The sequence below is a fragment of the Salmonella sp. 32020114201800008SM genome, from assembly GCF_017572025.1.
Taxonomy (GTDB): domain Bacteria; phylum Pseudomonadota; class Gammaproteobacteria; order Enterobacterales; family Enterobacteriaceae; genus Salmonella; species Salmonella enterica.
Genome location: NZ_JAGEQM010000001.1, coordinates 138,633 through 153,738 on the forward strand (window position 1 = coordinate 138,633; position 15,106 = coordinate 153,738).

Below are 15,106 nucleotides of genomic sequence, written 5' to 3' on the forward strand. Positions count from 1 at the left end.
ATGAAAAAATTGTCAGGCGTTTTCCTTCTGCTGTTGGTTGTGCTGGGTATTGCCGCGGGCGTGGGGATGTGGAAAGTTCGCCATCTGGCGAACAGCACGTTACTTATTAAAAACGAGACTATCTTTACGCTCAAGGCGGGAACGGGGCGGCTGGCGCTTGGCGACCAGCTTTATGATGAAAAAATCATTAATCGCCCCCGGGTATTTCAGTGGCTGCTGCGCGTGGAGCCTGAGTTATCGCACTTTAAAGCAGGAACTTACCGTTTTACGCCGGGGATGACCGTACGGGAGATGCTTGAGTTGCTGGAGAGCGGCAAAGAAGCGCAATTCCCGTTGCGGTTTGTGGAAGGGATGCGCCTTAGCGATTACCTGAAACAGCTACGAGAGGCGCCGTATATTCGCCATACATTGCCGGATGATGACTATGCCACTGTCGCTCAGGCATTAAAGCTTGCGCACCCGGAGTGGGTAGAAGGGTGGTTCTGGCCTGATACCTGGATGTATACCGCCAACACCAGCGATGTCGCTATTCTCAAGCGAGCGCATCAAAAGATGGTGAAAGCTGTCGATACTGTCTGGAAAGGTCGGGCCGAGGGGCTGCCTTATAAAGATCAGAACCAACTGGTGACAATGGCCTCGATTATTGAAAAAGAAACGGCTGTCGCCAGCGAACGCGATCAGGTGGCCTCAGTCTTTATTAATCGCCTGAGAATCGGTATGCGCCTTCAGACCGATCCCACCGTGATTTACGGAATGGGGACGAGTTATAATGGTAACTTGTCGCGTGCGGATCTGGAAAAGCCGACGGCTTATAACACGTATACCATAACCGGGCTGCCGCCAGGACCGATTGCATCGCCCAGCGAAGCGTCATTGCAGGCGGCGGCGCATCCGGCGAAAACGCCGTATCTCTATTTTGTGGCCGACGGTAAAGGCGGTCACACATTTAACACCAATCTTGCCAGCCATAATCGGTCAGTGCAGGAGTACCTGAAAGTGCTTAAGGAAAAAAATGGGCAGTAATTATATCGTCATCGAGGGCCTGGAAGGCGCCGGAAAAACCACTGCGCGCGACGTGGTGGTGGAGACCCTTGAGCAACTGGGTATTCGTAATATGATTTTTACCCGAGAGCCGGGCGGGACGCAACTTGCCGAAAAACTAAGAAGTCTGGTGCTGGATATCCGATCGGTAGGCGACGAAGTGATTACCGATAAAGCGGAAGTGCTGATGTTTTATGCCGCTCGCGTACAGCTCGTCGAAACGGTAATCAAACCCGCGCTGGCGCAAGGCATATGGGTGATCGGCGATCGCCACGATCTCTCGACCCAGGCGTATCAGGGGGGAGGACGCGGCATTGATCAAACCATGCTGGCGACACTACGCGATGCCGTGCTGGGCGATTTTCGCCCTGACCTGACGCTGTATCTGGATGTCACGCCGGAAGTCGGGCTAAAACGCGCCAGAGCGCGCGGCGATTTGGATCGCATTGAGCAGGAATCTTTTGATTTCTTTAACCGGACTCGCGCGCGCTATCTGGAACTGGCGGCGCAAGACTCGCGTATCCGCACCATTGACGCGACCCAGCCGCTGGATGCCGTCATGCGCGACATTCGCGCCACGGTGACGAAGTGGGTGCAGGAGCAAGCGGCATGAAATGGTATCCATGGTTACGGCCCGCCTATGAAAAACTGGTAGAAAGTTACCAGGCGGGACGTGGGCACCATGCGCTACTGATTCAGGCCTTACCTGGCATGGGCGACGAGGCGCTGTGCTATGCGCTGAGCCGTTATCTGTTATGCCAGCAGCCTGAGGGCCACAAAAGCTGTGGGCATTGCCGTGGCTGTCAGCTTATGCAGGCTGGCACGCATCCGGACTATTACACGCTGACGCCGGATAAAGGCAAAAACAGCCTCGGCGTAGATGCGGTACGCGAGGTCAGCGAGAAATTGTACGAGCACTCCCGTCTGGGCGGCGCGAAGGTGGTGTGGATTGCGGATGCGGCGCTATTAACCGACGCCGCCGCCAATGCGTTGCTCAAAACGCTGGAAGAGCCGCCGGAGCAAACCTGGTTTTTCCTTGCCAGCCCGGAGCCTGCTCGTCTGTTGGCGACATTACGCAGCCGCTGCCGGCTGCATCATCTGGCGCCGCCGTCCGAATCGTATGCGATGTCATGGCTGTCGCGAGAAGTGACGGCGTCACAAGAAGCATTGCTCACGGCGCTACGTCTGAATGCGGGGTCGCCCGGCGCCGCGCTGGCGCTGTTGCAGTCTGAACGCTGGGCGCAGCGTGAGGCGCTGTGTCAGGCGTTAATGGACAGTTTGCATACGGGCGACTGGTATGCGTTATTAACGGCGCTCAATCATGAGCAAGCCCCGGCGCGCCTGCACTGGCTGGCGACGCTGCTGGTAGACGCGCTGAAACGTCAGCACGGCGCGTCGTACCTGACAAACGTTGATGCGGACGCGGTTGTTGCCGCGCTGGCGGGGCCGCTATCCCCGGCGCGTATTCAGGCAATCCTGAACGATGTTTGCCATTGTCGTGATCAATTACTTCATGTGACCGGATTAAACCGCGAACTGGTATTAACCGATCTCATTCTCCGCATCGAGCATTACCTGCAACCAGGCACCTTGTTGCCTGTTCCTCATCTTTGAGAGAGACATTATGTTTTTAGTCGACTCACACTGCCATCTTGATGGTCTGGATTATCAATCTTTGCATAAGGACGTGGACGATGTGCTGGCGAAAGCCGCCGCGCGCGATGTGAAGTTCTGTTTAGCGGTGGCGACGACGCTGCCGGGGTATCGCCATATGCGCAAGCTGGTGGGCAAGCGCGATAATGTGGTCTTTTCCTGCGGCGTGCATCCGTTAAATCAGGATGAAGCATATGACGTAGAAGAACTGCGCCTCCTTGCTGCAGAAGACGATGTGGTGGCGATGGGCGAGACCGGGCTTGATTACTTTTACACGCCTGAGACCAAAATCCGCCAGCAGGCGTCTTTTATTCATCATATCCAGATTGGCCGCGAATTGCATAAACCGGTGATTGTCCATACTCGCGACGCGCGTGCCGATACGCTGGCTATCCTGCGCGAAGAAAAAGTGACGGATTGCGGCGGCGTACTACACTGTTTTACAGAAGACAGAGAAACGGCCGGCAAATTGTTGGATCTGGGGTTTTATATCTCTTTTTCCGGCATCGTAACGTTCCGTAACGCTGAACAGTTGCGTGATGCGGCGCGCTATGTGCCGCTGGATCGGTTGTTAGTCGAGACCGATTCTCCTTATCTGGCGCCGGTGCCGCATCGCGGTAAAGAGAACCAGCCTGCGATGGTACGCGACGTCGCAGAATATATGGCGGTATTGAAAGGAGTTGCCGTTGAAGAACTGGCGCAGATCACCACCGATAACTTTGCTCGCCTGTTCCATATTGACGCGTCTCGCCTGTCATCAATCCGTTAAACGAGTTTTTTTAAAGCTCGTAATTAATAAGCAAAGCGCGTAAAGTTCACCGCCACAAAAGGGGCGGTGAGCGAGCTTATGGAAACATTCGGAAACTCATTTTGGCAGAATGTGATACTTTTTAGGCTATCTGGCGCTGAAACGTGATAGCCGTCAAACAAAATCAGACGTATTTATTTTACTCTGTGTAATAAATAAAAGGGCACTTAGATGTCCTGTCCACGGCGGGGTTCTCCCCCCTCGCCAATGCGTGAGAACGTAGAAAAGCACAAATACTCAGGAGCACTCTCAATTATGTTTAAGAATGCATTTGCTAACCTGCAAAAGGTCGGTAAATCGCTGATGCTGCCGGTATCCGTACTCCCTATCGCAGGTATCCTGCTGGGTGTCGGTTCCGCTAACTTCAGCTGGCTGCCAGCCGTTGTATCGCACGTTATGGCAGAAGCGGGCGGATCTGTTTTTGCCAATATGCCGCTGATTTTCGCTATCGGCGTGGCGTTGGGCTTTACCAACAACGACGGCGTTTCGGCTCTGGCGGCGGTAGTAGCGTATGGCATCATGGTGAAAACCATGGCTGTGGTTGCGCCGCTGGTTCTGCATTTACCTGCTGAAGAGATCGCCGCTAAACACCTTGCTGATACGGGTGTTCTCGGGGGGATTATCTCCGGTGCGATCGCAGCGTATATGTTTAACCGCTTCTACCGTATCAAACTGCCTGAGTATCTGGGCTTCTTTGCGGGCAAACGCTTCGTGCCGATCATTTCGGGTCTGGCCGCTATTTTTACCGGTGTGGTGCTGTCTTTCGTATGGCCGCCAATCGGTACGGCTATCCAGGCGTTCTCGCAGTGGGCGGCTTATCAGAATCCGGTTGTCGCGTTTGGTATTTACGGTTTTATCGAGCGTTGCCTGGTGCCGTTTGGTCTGCATCATATCTGGAACGTTCCTTTCCAGATGCAGATCGGCGAATACACCAACGCAGCGGGTCAGGTATTCCACGGCGACATTCCGCGCTATATGGCGGGCGACCCGACGGCGGGTATGTTGTCTGGCGGCTTCCTGTTCAAAATGTACGGTCTGCCGGCTGCGGCCATTGCTATCTGGCACTCTGCTAAACCGGAAAACCGCGCAAAAGTGGGCGGTATCATGATTTCCGCCGCGCTGACCTCGTTTTTGACGGGTATTACCGAGCCTATCGAGTTCTCCTTCATGTTCGTGGCGCCGATCCTGTACATCATTCACGCGATTCTGGCAGGTCTGGCATTCCCGATCTGTATCCTGCTGGGGATGCGTGACGGTACGTCGTTCTCCCACGGTCTGATCGACTTTATCGTGCTGTCCGGTAACAGCAGCAAATTGTGGCTGTTCCCGATTGTTGGTGCCGGTTATGCGATTGTGTACTACACCGTGTTCCGTGTGTTGATCAAAGCGCTGGATCTGAAAACGCCGGGTCGTGAAGACACTACTGATGACGCAAAAGCGGGCGCGACCAGCGAAATGGCGCCGGCTTTGGTTGCGGCGTTTGGCGGTAAAGAGAACATCACTAACCTGGATGCCTGTATCACGCGTCTGCGCGTGAGCGTAGCCGATGTAGCGAAAGTGGATCAGGCTGGCCTGAAGAAACTGGGCGCGGCAGGCGTTGTCGTCGCGGGCTCCGGCGTTCAGGCTATTTTCGGTACGAAATCCGATAACCTGAAAACGGAAATGGATGAGTACATCCGTAACAGCTAAGCAGTAATGATGTTGGGGAGAATTAAGGCAGCCATTCGGCTGCCTTTTTTTAATGGCGCTTTACATGCCGCTCTCCGACAGTCTGTCAGAACTGATAATTGGCGGTGAGGCTGACGTTACGCGGCGCGCCGTAAACAATGGAACCATCAATATTGGTGTCGTAGGTTTTATCGAACAGGTTGTTGATGTTTCCCTGTACGGAGAAATTTTTCGTCACCTGATAACGGGTAAACAGATCGACCAGCGCATAGCTGCCCTGTTCGGCGCGGAAAGTGCCGTACGGCGTCGTGGTATCTTTGTAAACCCGATTCTGCCAGTTCACGCCGCCGCCGACCGTCAGCTCCGGTATCGCTGGCAGACGATAGCGGGTGAATAACTTCACGCTGGTGCGCGGGAGATTAGGGTTCACGGCGTTACCTTCATTGTCCTCGGCAACATACCGGGTAGCCCCGAAAGTCATCTGCCAGTTATCGGTAATTGCGCCGTTCACTTCAAATTCGACGCCTTTGCTCACCGTTCCGTCAGTAGACTTCCAGGCAAACTCCCCATTACTGCCAGGGATGGGAATAGTGGTTGCCTGAGCGACGTTATCCTGCTCAATGCGGAACACGGACAACGTGGTGGTGAGGCGACTGTTCATCCAGTCGGACTTCAGGCCCGCTTCATAGTTATTACCGGTAATCGGAGCCAGATATTGACCCGCTTTGTCGCGTTTATTCTGCGGCTGAAAGATAGAGGTATAACTGGCATAAGCGGACCAGTTGTCGTTGATATCATAAATCAGCCCGGCATACGGCGTGGTATGGTTTTTCTCCATGCTGTAGGTCAGTGTATCAACACGCCAGTTGGTATAACGAGCGCCGAGAATCAGATGCAGCGGGTCGGCCAGCGAAATGCGCGTAGCGGCATACAGCGATTTCATATGCGTGGTATCGTCCTGCGCCAGATTTTGTGGCGCCCAGTGGGTTTGGGGGAAATTACCGTTAAAGGCGCTGAAGTTGCCAATGTCGTCCGGAAAGACGTTCGCCCAGGCGCTAAAATAGCGGTTATTCTGTTTACTATAACTGCCGCCAAACATCATATTGTGCTGACGGCCAAACAGCTCATAAGCGCCATCGGCAAAGAGATCTATGGCATCTACTTTGCGCTTGCCGCTGTTCCAGCCCGTACCGCCGACCACGGGGTAGCTTGCGCCATAAGGACTCACCAGCGTACCTGTCTCTTTATCGACTAACGCATCGATATACATCATTTTACTGTCGAATTTGACCTCAGTATGGGTCGCATTCAGGGTCGCCTGCCAGCTTTCGGCAAAACGCTGCTTAAGCGTGACGAAGAATTTATTTATCTCTTTATTGTTATAAGCCCAGTCCGGGGCGGTACTACGCGCGCGGTCATAGCTATTTTTGCTGCCATCGGTGTTCCAGCGCGGCAGACCGCCCCAGGTCGGGCTGTTAACATCAATTTTTTGATATTCATAACCGGCTGAAAGGCTGGTGGTTGTACCCAGATCGGCATCGACAATTCCGGAAAAGAACGCTTTCTCACTGTTATAGCGGTCCAGCCAGGAATCATTATTCTGATAACCCGCCACGATGCGCCCACGGACATTACCGTCTGCGGTGAGCGGACTTTGCAGATCCATGACGTAACGCTGCTTATTCCAGCTACCGTATTCTGTGGAGACGTTACCTTTGAACTCCCGACTGGTGGCGTGTTTACGGATCATATTAATTGAGGCAGAAGGATTGCCGGTTCCGGTCATCAGCCCATTCGCGCCGCGAACCACCTCCACGCGCTCATACAGCGCGGTATCCGTTAGCGCATCGCCCAGATTCCAGCGGGACTCAAAATACGTTGGAATACCGTCAACCATATAGTTGTCAATTTCAAACCCGCGCGAGTAATAGCTGATGCGATCGGAGTCAGCCTGGCTTCCGCTGATCCCCAGCGTATTGGTCATCACCTCGCCCAGGGTTTGCAACTGCTGGTCTTCCATACGCTGCTGGCTGACAATACTGACCGACTGCGGGATATCGCGCTGAGTCATCGGCATTTTGGTGCCCGCTGCGGTCGTTTTCACGCTGTAATCCTGTTCTTCACGGTTTACGGCGTCAGCGGTCGTCTCGCCTTCGACAATAACGGTATCCTCAGCCGCGAAGGCGGCAGGCATAAATGCCATCGCCATACCCATAGCTAACAGCGACGGTGCGGCGGTGGACGGAAGGTGTTTGTCCCGGCGGTATTGAATGAAAGACATCTGAAAATCCTTGCTTGTTATTGGGGTAAGTCCAGGACGTATGACGTTGAACCTTTTCATTCTTTGCTAGTTAATGCGCATAAAAATGCAAATGAGAAATATACGCATTTGTATTAAATGTGTAAAACGGTATAACCAGGGAAACTAGAAATATTTTTTAAGCGTACAAAGGCGTCATGGCAGGGGGATATGGCGGTAAGTCCAGCATGTAGTCATTTTTCGCTTAATAAATCGTGGGTTAAAGTTGAAAGAGCGTCGGTAACTCGCTCATACTCTATACTCGCAGTATGGCTCGGCGTAGCATGTGCGCTGCAAGGGCTATTATGAAAAAGGAAAACGTCGTGGCAGAAGAAACTATATTCAGCAAAATTATTCGTCGTGAAATCCCTTCGGATATCGTTTATCAGGATGAGCTGGTCACCGCCTTTCGTGATATTTCACCGCAGGCGCCGACGCATATCTTGATTATTCCCAATATCCTGATCCCAACCGTCAATGACGTGACGGCGGAACATGAACAGGCGTTAGGTCGGATGATCACCGTGGCGGCGAAAATCGCCGAACAGGAAGGCATTGCCGAAGATGGGTATCGTTTAATCATGAATACCAACCGTCATGGGGGCCAGGAGGTTTATCATATCCATATGCACCTACTGGGCGGCCGCCCGCTAGGCCCGATGCTGGCGCATAAAGGCTTGTAAGTATGATCAAAGGATGCATCGCGGTTTCTCTGGGCTTGCTGCTGCTTACCGGCTGCCGGTCACACCCTGAAATTCCGGTAAGCGACGCGCAGTCGCTGGTGATGGAGTCCACGGTTCTGGCGGCGGGCGTCACCGCAGAGCCGCCTGAACTGACGGCGTCTGATATCCAGCCATCAGCCTCTTCCCGCGTCTATAACGAAAGGCAAGAGCCCATAACCGTTCATTATCGGTTTTACTGGTATGACGCGCGGGGGCTGGAGATGCATCCGCTGGAGGCGCCGCGTAGCGTAACCATACCCGCGCGTTCGTCGGTAACGCTATTTGGCAGCGCCAATTATCTGGGGGCGCATAAGGTCAGGCTTTATCTTTATTTGTGAGGAGTGAATTTTGATGACAAAAATGCATCGCTACGCCGCCATTGCTGCGCTGGCGATATTTCTCTCCGGGTGTATGGCGCAACGTCAACCTGCGCCAGTTGAAGAGGTAAAACCAGCGCCAGAACAACCCGCGCAGCCACCGCAACCTCCTGTTGTGCCGTCTGTGCCAACCATTCCACAGCAACCGGGGCCGATCGAACATGAAGATCAAACGGGCCAGCCAGCGCCTAAGGTGCGCCACTATGACTGGAACGGCGCGATGCAACCGCTGGTCAGCAAAATGTTGCAGGCTGATGGCGTGACGGCCGGAAGCGTATTGCTTGTTGACAGCGTGAATAACCGGACGAATGGGTCGTTAAATGCGAACGAGGCAACGGAAACGTTACGTAATGCGCTGGCGAACAACGGTAAATTTACGCTGGTCTCCGTACAGCAACTCGCGATGGCAAAACAGCAGTTAGGGTTGTCTCCGCAGGATAGTCTGGGAACGCGCAGTAAAGCTATTGGCATTGCGCGCAATGTCGGGGCGCAATATGTACTTTACTCCAGCGCATCCGGTAACGTTAACGCGCCTGCATTACAGATGCAGTTAATGCTGGTGCAAACTGGCGAGATAATCTGGTCAGGTAAAGGTGCGGTCCAACAACAATAATCCCTTAATGCGCGACGAGATCCTGTCGCGCTATTTTCCCCAGTATCGTCCCGCCGTCGCCGCATCGCAGGGGCTAAGCGGCGGGAGCTGTATTATTGCCCACGATACTCACCGTGTCGTGCTGCGCCGTCATCACGACCCCGACGCTCCACCAGCCCATTTTTTACGTCATTACCGCGCCTTATCCCAATTGCCGGCCAGTCTTGCGCCGCGAGCGCTTTTTTATACGCCAGGCTGGATGGCGGTAGAATATCTGCATGGTGTGGTAAATTCCGCTCTGCCAGATGCCGACGAACTGGCGGCCTTACTGTATCATTTGCATCAACAGCCGCGTTTTGGCTGGCGTATCGCGCTATCGCCACTATTGGCGCAGTACTGGTCGTGTTGCGATCCGGCAAGGCGTACGCCGTTTTGGTTGCGGCGGCTCAAACAGTTGCAAAAAAACGGTGAACCTCGCCCGCTGCGGCTCGCGCCTTTGCATATGGATGTCCATGGCGACAATATAGTATTAACGTCCGCCGGGTTGAGACTGATTGACTGGGAGTATGCCGGTGACGGCGATATTGCGTTGGAGCTGGCGGCAGTATGGGTTGAGGATGAACGCCAGCACCGACAACTGGCAAACGCTTATGCCGCGTGCGCGCGAATCGACGCCCGGCAGCTATGGCGACAGATACGATTATGGCACCCCTGGGTCATTATGCTAAAAGCAGGGTGGTTCGAATACCGCTGGCGACAAACCGGCGAGCAACAATTTATCAGGCTGGCCGATGAAACCTGGCGTCAGCTACGTATGAAAGGATAAGGAGAGCAGTGTGGGCCCAGTAATGTTGAATGTCGAAGGATGTGAGCTGGATGCGGAGGAGCGCGAGATACTGGCGCATCCGCTGGTTGGCGGGCTTATTCTGTTCACGCGTAATTACCATGACCCGGAACAGCTGCGCGAATTAGTGCGCCAGATTCGGGCGGCATCGCGTAACCATCTGGTGGTGGCCGTCGATCAGGAAGGCGGGCGCGTACAGCGTTTCCGTGAAGGGTTTACCCGCCTGCCCGCGGCGCAATCTTTTTTTGCGCTGCATGGGCTGGAAGAGGGGGGACGACTGGCGCAGGAGGCAGGGTGGCTGATGGCCAGCGAAATGATCGCGATGGATATTGATATCAGTTTTGCGCCAGTGCTGGACGTCGGGCATATCAGCGCGGCAATTGGCGAGCGTTCTTATCATGCCGATCCCGCAAAAGCGTTGGCAATGGCAACACGCTTTATTGACGGCATGCATGACGCCGGGATGAAAACGACCGGTAAGCATTTCCCCGGCCACGGCGCGGTCACGGCGGACTCCCACAAAGAGACGCCGTGCGATCCACGTCCTGAAACGGACATCCGTGGCAAAGATATGTCGGTGTTCCGCACGCTGATTAGCGAGAATAAACTGGATGCGATTATGCCTGCCCACGTGATCTACCGCGCTATCGATCCGCGTCCGGCAAGCGGTTCGCCGTACTGGCTGAAAACGGTGCTGCGTCAGGAGTTAGGCTTTGATGGCGTCATTTTCTCCGACGATCTGTCGATGGAGGGCGCGGCGATTATGGGCAGCTATGCTGAGCGCGCTCAGGCGTCGCTGGATGCGGGTTGCGATATGATTCTGGTCTGCAATAATCGTAAAGGCGCAGTCAGCGTGTTGGATAATCTGTCGCCGATCAAAGCAGAACGTGTTACACGTTTGTATCATAAAGGTTCATTTTCACGCCGGGAGCTCATGGACTCAGCACGCTGGAAAACAGCCAGCGCCCAGCTCAACCAGTTACATGAACGCTGGCAGGAAGAAAAAGCAGGTCATTAACTCGAGTTTTCGTGAGGGTGCCAGATGATTATTTATTTACACGGTTTTGATTCAAATAGTCCGGGCAACCATGAAAAAGTGTTGCAATTACAGTTTATCGACCCGGATGTTCGGCTGGTAAGCTACAGTACGCGGCATCCTAAGCACGATATGCAGCATCTGCTGAAAGAAGTGGACAAAATGTTGCAGTTGAATGTGGACGAGCGCCCTTTAATCTGTGGCGTGGGGCTGGGCGGTTACTGGGCGGAGCGGATTGGCTTTTTGTGCGATATCCGTCAGGTGGTTTTTAACCCGAACCTGTTCCCCTATGAAAACATGGAGGGGAAAATCGATCGCCCGGAAGAATATGCGGACATCGCTACAAAGTGCGTGACCAACTTTCGCGAAAAAAATCGCGATCGTTGTCTGGTGATCCTCTCGCGTCATGACGAAGCGCTGGACAGCCAACGCTCAGCGCAAGCGCTTCACCCGTATTATGAAATTGTGTGGGATGAGGAACAGACTCACAAATTCAAAAATATTTCGCCGCACTTGCAACGTATCAAAGCGTTTAAAACGCTGGGGTAACGCCATCCGGCAATATGGCGTTATCAGTGACCGGATAACCAGCCTTGCGGCTGGTTTTTTTATGCTCAATTCTCGCAAACTGTCTATCTTTTCAGCATGAAAACTTGATGCACATCAATTTTGGTATGACCAATGCACCGTTCATGCTATTCTCATATCAGAAGCTTATTCTCATTAACGTAACTTGTTGTTAATTAAAGGCTATACTAATAACTTTTAATTAACAATTGGTTAATAAATTTAAGGGGGTCACGTTGACTACACCATTAAAAAAGATTGTGATTGTCGGCGGCGGCGCTGGCGGGCTGGAAATGGCGACGCAGTTAGGCCATAAACTGGGGCGCAAGAAAAAAGCGAAAATCACGCTGGTAGACAGAAATCACAGCCATCTGTGGAAACCATTGCTGCACGAAGTGGCGACTGGCTCTCTGGACGAAGGCGTGGATGCGCTGAGCTATCTGGCTCATGCGCGTAATCATGGTTTCCAGTTCCAGCTGGGGTCGGTGATGGATATCGATCGCGAAGCGAAGACCATCACCATTGCCGAGTTGCGTGATGAAAAGGGCGAACTGCTGGTGCCGGAGCGCAAAATCGCGTATGACACGCTGGTGATGGCGCTGGGCAGCACCTCTAATGATTTCAACACGCCGGGCGTGAAAGAGCACTGTATCTTCCTCGATAACCCGCATCAGGCGCGCCGTTTTCACCAGGAGATGCTGAACCTGTTCCTCAAGTATTCGGCTAATCTGGGCGCGAACGGTAAGGTCAATATCGCCATCGTTGGCGGCGGTGCGACGGGGGTTGAGCTGTCGGCTGAACTGCATAATGCGGTAAAACAGCTGCATAGCTATGGTTATAAGGGGCTGACCAACGACGCGCTGAACGTGACGTTGGTTGAGGCTGGCGAGCGTATTCTGCCTGCGTTGCCGCCACGTATCTCCAGCGCCGCGCATAATGAACTGACCAAACTGGGCGTTCGCGTGCTGACGCAAACTATGGTCACCAGCGCCGACGAAGGCGGTCTGCATACGAAAGAAGGTGAATATATTCAGGCCGATCTGATGGTGTGGGCGGCGGGTATCAAAGCGCCAGATTTTATGAAAGAGATTGGTGGTCTGGAAACGAACCGCATTAACCAACTGGTGGTGGAACCGACGCTGCAAACCACGCGCGATCCTGATATTTATGCGATTGGCGACTGCGCTTCCTGCGCACGTCCGGAGGGAGGTTTTGTGCCGCCTCGCGCTCAGGCGGCGCATCAGATGGCTACCTGCGCGATGAATAACATTCTGGCGCAGATGAATGGCAAACCGCTGAAAGCTTACCAGTATAAAGATCATGGATCGCTGGTCTCTCTGTCCAACTTCTCTACCGTGGGTAGTCTGATGGGGAACCTGACCCGCGGTTCAATGATGATTGAAGGACGTATCGCCCGCTTCGTGTATATCTCGCTATACCGTATGCACCAGATAGCGCTGCATGGATACTTTAAAACCGGCCTGATGATGCTGGTGGGCAGTATTAACCGCGTCATTCGTCCGCGCCTGAAACTGCATTAATTTCTCTGCGTCTCACCGGCTGCTCGCGCCGGTGAGCGCTTCTCCATCACTCGCTTCGGAGTTGTCCGAATCCTTCAGCTTTACCGCCTCATCCCGCATTTTTCATCCTCATTCCGATTGGCTTTGTTCGCATACTGGTTGCAAAATTGTTACCAATAGCAACGAAGGAGGAACTCCCGTGAATAAATCAATGTTGGCGGGTATAGGGATTGGCGTAGCGGCTGCGCTGGGTGTGGCGGCAGTGGCCAGTCTCAACGTATTTGATCGTGGTCCGCAATATGCGCAGGTGATATCGGCTAAACCGATTAAAGAGACGGTAAAAACGCCGCGTCAGGAGTGCCGTAATGTCACGGTCACGCATCGCAGACCGGTTCAGGACGAAAACCGTATTGCCGGCTCGGTGCTTGGCGCAGTAGCAGGCGGCGTGATTGGACATCAATTTGGCGGCGGTCGTGGTAAAGATGTGGCGACGGTCGTCGGGGCGCTGGGCGGCGGTTATGCTGGCAATCAAATCCAGGGGTCAATGCAGGAAAGTGATACTTACACTACCACGCAGCAACGCTGTAAGACGGTGTATGACAAATCTGAAAAGATGCTTGGCTACGACGTGACCTACAAAATTGGCGATCAGCAGGGCAAAATCCGCATGGATAAAGACCCCGGAACGCAAATTCCCCTCGACGGCAATGGCCAACTGGTTCTGAATAACAAAGCATAAAAAAGCTGTACTCTGCAAGTTAGCCCCTCATTCGCTCAGGCTGAGGGGCTTTTTTTATCCGAAGCCGCGTCGTTCAGGACTTAAGTAGTTCAGGCCAGATGCGCAGAGTCGTACGCGTAATTTGCATCAGTTGTTCGAAGGTGGCTCCTTCACGGGCGCTGATCGACATTCCCTGTAAAATACAGTTTATATATTCCGCGAGCGCCTGCGGGTTACAGTGCGCCGGAATTTCACCGCGCTCCTGACGTTGGCGCAGAAACTGGATGAGCGTCTGTTCCTGCATGGCGTGGCGTGATTTTACCGTGCGGGCGATATCGCGCGAGGAGGCGGCGAGGGTGGCGGACGTATTAATCATAAAGCAGCCAGCCGGCGTGTCTGTACTGGTAAAGCAGGCGGCAATTTCTGTGAAGTAATCTTCCAGCGCCGATTCCACGCTTTTCTCTTCACAAAAGAGCTGGGCTTCGTGCTTTGAGGCAAAGCGAGTGATGTAGCGATCCAGGACAGCGCGAAATAATCCTTCTTTATTAGTGAATTCCGCATAGAGAGTAGGCGCTTTCGCCCCGGTAGCCTCTACGAGATCGGCAAGCGAAGTTGCTTCATAGCCGTGCTGCCAGAAGAGAGTCATGGCCTTATCAAGCGCGGCTTCCCTGTCGAACACTTTTGGTCGGCCACGGCTTTTCTTCGCGCAACTCGTGGTATCCGTTGTCATGATGCCGTTGTACCTGTTTAAAGAGCGGTCTCTCTATTATAAAAACAAACCACTTCTGGCTCCAGAGTATTCATTAGAAAAATAAATCAATTCTATTCACATGAAAAATAACATCTTTATAAATTATATAACGATCATTATAAAAAGAAGTTGACGTGTGATGTAGATCACATCTATGATTAACTTATCGATCGTTAAGTTAATGCTTACGACACCCATTCATCTGCTAAAGGTCATCACTATGAAAAACGTAAAAACCCTCATCGCTGCTGCGGTACTGAGTTCGCTCTCATTCGCCAGCTTCGCCGCCGTTGAAGTTCAGGCAACGCCAGAAGGTCAACAGAAGTTCGGCACCATTTCCGCGAATGGCGGCACGAATCTGGGCTCGCTGGAAGATCAGCTGGCGCAAAAAGCGCAGGAGATGGGGGCGAAGTCTTTCCGTATTACCTCTGTTACCGGCCCGAATACCCTTCACGGTACGGCGGTAATCTATAAGTAAGCATTAACCCTCATTAATGCCGCTGCGATTGC

The 15,106-nt window shown here is 53.2% G+C and carries 16 protein-coding genes; 14 read left to right on the plus strand and 2 right to left on the minus strand.

The window, feature by feature from the left end; all coding sequences use genetic code 11:
- The 5 genes from yceG to ptsG all read left to right on the plus strand — a co-directional run bounded on the left by yceG (nucleotide 1) and on the right by ptsG (nucleotide 5,191).
- Nucleotides 1–1,023, plus strand: a complete 1,023-nt coding sequence (gene yceG, locus J4613_RS00715; RefSeq protein ID WP_000736459.1) for a cell division protein YceG — start codon at nucleotides 1–3, stop codon at nucleotides 1,021–1,023.
- Nucleotides 1,013–1,654, plus strand: coding sequence for a dTMP kinase (gene tmk / locus J4613_RS00720; protein WP_000535396.1), 642 nt, complete (start codon nucleotides 1,013–1,015; stop codon nucleotides 1,652–1,654). The genes yceG and tmk overlap by 11 nt, the downstream gene beginning before the upstream one ends.
- Nucleotides 1,651–2,655 (plus strand): DNA polymerase III subunit delta', encoded by a 1,005-nt coding sequence (gene holB / locus J4613_RS00725; protein WP_080081022.1) that lies wholly within the window; start codon nucleotides 1,651–1,653, stop codon nucleotides 2,653–2,655. The genes tmk and holB overlap by 4 nt, the downstream gene beginning before the upstream one ends.
- A 10-nt stretch (nucleotides 2,656–2,665) precedes the next feature.
- The gene (locus tag J4613_RS00730; RefSeq protein WP_000480277.1) at nucleotides 2,666–3,463 is read left to right on the plus strand and encodes a metal-dependent hydrolase; all 798 of its coding nucleotides are present in this window, start codon (nucleotides 2,666–2,668) and stop codon (nucleotides 3,461–3,463) included.
- Nucleotides 3,464–3,757: 294 nt separating this feature from the next.
- Nucleotides 3,758–5,191: a PTS glucose transporter subunit IIBC gene (gene ptsG, locus J4613_RS00735; protein ID WP_000475705.1), complete on the plus strand. Its 1,434-nt coding sequence runs from the start codon at nucleotides 3,758–3,760 to the stop codon at nucleotides 5,189–5,191.
- Nucleotides 5,192–5,276: 85 nt separating this feature from the next.
- Here the strand turns inward: ptsG and fhuE are convergent, their stop codons facing one another.
- Nucleotides 5,277–7,451: a ferric-rhodotorulic acid/ferric-coprogen receptor FhuE gene (gene fhuE, locus J4613_RS00740; RefSeq protein ID WP_111742382.1), complete on the minus strand. Its 2,175-nt coding sequence runs from the start codon at nucleotides 7,449–7,451 to the stop codon at nucleotides 5,277–5,279.
- 341 nt (nucleotides 7,452–7,792) lie between these two features.
- Between fhuE and hinT the strand changes: the two genes are divergently transcribed.
- The 8 genes from hinT (at nucleotide 7,793) to J4613_RS00780 (ending at nucleotide 13,866) form a co-directional block, all read left to right on the plus strand.
- The gene (gene hinT, locus J4613_RS00745) at nucleotides 7,793–8,152 is read left to right on the plus strand and encodes a purine nucleoside phosphoramidase (protein WP_001532068.1); all 360 of its coding nucleotides are present in this window, start codon (nucleotides 7,793–7,795) and stop codon (nucleotides 8,150–8,152) included.
- A 2-nt stretch (nucleotides 8,153–8,154) separates the two neighbouring features.
- Complete coding sequence (locus tag J4613_RS00750; protein WP_000589563.1) at nucleotides 8,155–8,529, plus strand: YcfL family protein; 375 nt, start codon at nucleotides 8,155–8,157, stop codon at nucleotides 8,527–8,529.
- A gap of 13 nt (nucleotides 8,530–8,542) precedes the next feature.
- Nucleotides 8,543–9,181 (plus strand): penicillin-binding protein activator LpoB, encoded by a 639-nt coding sequence (gene lpoB, locus J4613_RS00755; RefSeq protein ID WP_000164355.1) that lies wholly within the window; start codon nucleotides 8,543–8,545, stop codon nucleotides 9,179–9,181.
- Nucleotides 9,162–9,986 carry a thiamine kinase gene (thiK, locus tag J4613_RS00760; protein WP_001257316.1) on the plus strand — a complete coding sequence of 275 codons (825 nt, stop codon included), beginning with the start codon at nucleotides 9,162–9,164 and terminating at the stop codon, nucleotides 9,984–9,986. The genes lpoB and thiK overlap by 20 nt, the downstream gene beginning before the upstream one ends.
- A gap of 10 nt (nucleotides 9,987–9,996) precedes the next feature.
- Nucleotides 9,997–11,022 (plus strand): beta-N-acetylhexosaminidase, encoded by a 1,026-nt coding sequence (gene nagZ, locus J4613_RS00765; protein WP_000529340.1) that lies wholly within the window; start codon nucleotides 9,997–9,999, stop codon nucleotides 11,020–11,022.
- 24 nt (nucleotides 11,023–11,046) lie between these two features.
- Complete coding sequence (gene ycfP / locus J4613_RS00770; RefSeq protein WP_000587945.1) at nucleotides 11,047–11,589, plus strand: alpha/beta hydrolase YcfP; 543 nt, start codon at nucleotides 11,047–11,049, stop codon at nucleotides 11,587–11,589.
- A gap of 254 nt (nucleotides 11,590–11,843) precedes the next feature.
- Nucleotides 11,844–13,148 (plus strand): NADH-quinone dehydrogenase, encoded by a 1,305-nt coding sequence (gene ndh / locus J4613_RS00775; protein WP_000211053.1) that lies wholly within the window; start codon nucleotides 11,844–11,846, stop codon nucleotides 13,146–13,148.
- Nucleotides 13,149–13,326: 178 nt separating this feature from the next.
- The gene (locus tag J4613_RS00780; protein WP_001043449.1) at nucleotides 13,327–13,866 is read left to right on the plus strand and encodes a glycine zipper 2TM domain-containing protein; all 540 of its coding nucleotides are present in this window, start codon (nucleotides 13,327–13,329) and stop codon (nucleotides 13,864–13,866) included.
- Between the two features lie 73 nt (nucleotides 13,867–13,939).
- Here J4613_RS00780 and comR read toward each other — a convergent pair whose 3' ends face one another.
- The gene (gene comR / locus J4613_RS00785; RefSeq protein ID WP_000205986.1) at nucleotides 13,940–14,575 is read right to left on the minus strand and encodes a TetR family copper-responsive transcriptional repressor ComR; all 636 of its coding nucleotides are present in this window, start codon (nucleotides 14,573–14,575) and stop codon (nucleotides 13,940–13,942) included.
- A gap of 241 nt (nucleotides 14,576–14,816) precedes the next feature.
- Here comR and bhsA point away from each other — a divergent pair, with 241 nt between their 5' ends.
- Nucleotides 14,817–15,074, plus strand: a complete 258-nt coding sequence (bhsA, locus tag J4613_RS00790) for a multiple stress resistance protein BhsA (RefSeq protein WP_000800159.1) — start codon at nucleotides 14,817–14,819, stop codon at nucleotides 15,072–15,074.
- Nucleotides 15,075–15,106: the final 32 nt, after the last annotated feature.

Bases quoted from the DNA above. Each gene is read 5' to 3' on its own strand.
- yceG (WP_000736459.1), top strand. From the start codon at position 1: ATGAAAAAATTGTCAGGCGTTTTCCTTCTGCTGTTGGTTGTGCTGGGT.
- tmk (WP_000535396.1), top strand. From the start codon at position 1,013: ATGGGCAGTAATTATATCGTCATCGAGGGCCTGGAAGGCGCCGGAAAA.
- holB (WP_080081022.1), top strand. From the start codon at position 1,651: ATGAAATGGTATCCATGGTTACGGCCCGCCTATGAAAAACTGGTAGAA.
- J4613_RS00730 (WP_000480277.1), top strand. From the start codon at position 2,666: ATGTTTTTAGTCGACTCACACTGCCATCTTGATGGTCTGGATTATCAA.
- ptsG (WP_000475705.1), top strand. From the start codon at position 3,758: ATGTTTAAGAATGCATTTGCTAACCTGCAAAAGGTCGGTAAATCGCTG.
- fhuE (WP_111742382.1), bottom strand. From the start codon at position 7,451: ATGTCTTTCATTCAATACCGCCGGGACAAACACCTTCCGTCCACCGCC.
- J4613_RS00750 (WP_000589563.1), top strand. From the start codon at position 8,155: ATGATCAAAGGATGCATCGCGGTTTCTCTGGGCTTGCTGCTGCTTACC.
- lpoB (WP_000164355.1), top strand. From the start codon at position 8,543: ATGACAAAAATGCATCGCTACGCCGCCATTGCTGCGCTGGCGATATTT.
- ycfP (WP_000587945.1), top strand. From the start codon at position 11,047: ATGATTATTTATTTACACGGTTTTGATTCAAATAGTCCGGGCAACCAT.
- comR (WP_000205986.1), bottom strand. From the start codon at position 14,575: ATGACAACGGATACCACGAGTTGCGCGAAGAAAAGCCGTGGCCGACCA.
- bhsA (WP_000800159.1), top strand. From the start codon at position 14,817: ATGAAAAACGTAAAAACCCTCATCGCTGCTGCGGTACTGAGTTCGCTC.